Source organism: Methylobacterium sp. J-026 (assembly GCF_022829585.1).
Lineage (GTDB): Bacteria > Pseudomonadota > Alphaproteobacteria > Rhizobiales > Beijerinckiaceae > Methylobacterium.
On record NZ_JAKSYC010000036.1, the window covers coordinates 1 to 479 of the forward strand.

Annotated in this window: 1 protein-coding gene and 1 pseudogene; one reads left to right on the plus strand and one right to left on the minus strand. The window is 74.3% G+C overall.

Annotation, left to right across the window (positions count from 1 at the left end):
• Nucleotides 1-215, minus strand: a 215-nt coding sequence (locus MKK69_RS02175) for a hypothetical protein (protein WP_243965087.1), incomplete at its 3' end; no start/stop codon positions are given.
• Here MKK69_RS02175 and MKK69_RS02180 point away from each other — a divergent pair.
• Nucleotides 214-479, plus strand: a pseudogene (locus MKK69_RS02180) (hypothetical protein); the annotation flags it as partial. The gene MKK69_RS02175 and the pseudogene MKK69_RS02180 sit on opposite strands and share 2 nt — an antisense overlap.

Consider the following 479-nt stretch of genomic DNA (forward strand, 5'->3'; position numbering starts at 1 on the left):
CTGAGCGCCGGCCACTGCGTAATCACCGCGTCGTCGGCCGGCATGTAGGCGTCGACGATGGCGCCCTTACGGCTGACAACACAGATCATCGCCGCCTGGCGCACCTCGTACATCATCGGGCGCGCGTAGCTGATGCGGACCAGAACCGGTGCGAAGTAGTCGCCCATCTTAGCCGTCTTGTCGGCGCCGGCCGGGACCGCCTCGACCTGCGTCATGCCGGCCTTGGTCGCCTCGCTCCTCACGGTGGGGCGGCACGGGCCGCCGGTCTTCCCCGTGCCGGTCCTCCGGCAGGGCCTGGCGCGGGCCCTGATCCCGCCGACGCCGCGGCGCGCCGTCGCGAGCTACTGGCGCAGCCACATCCTCCGGGCGGACCGGCTCGCCCGGGCCCTGGCGGCCCGCTCCGGCACGCCGGAGGGCTGGACCTGGCAGATCGGCCCCGAGGGACCGGGCGGCGAGGCCCGCGCCGGCAGCTTCCGGAT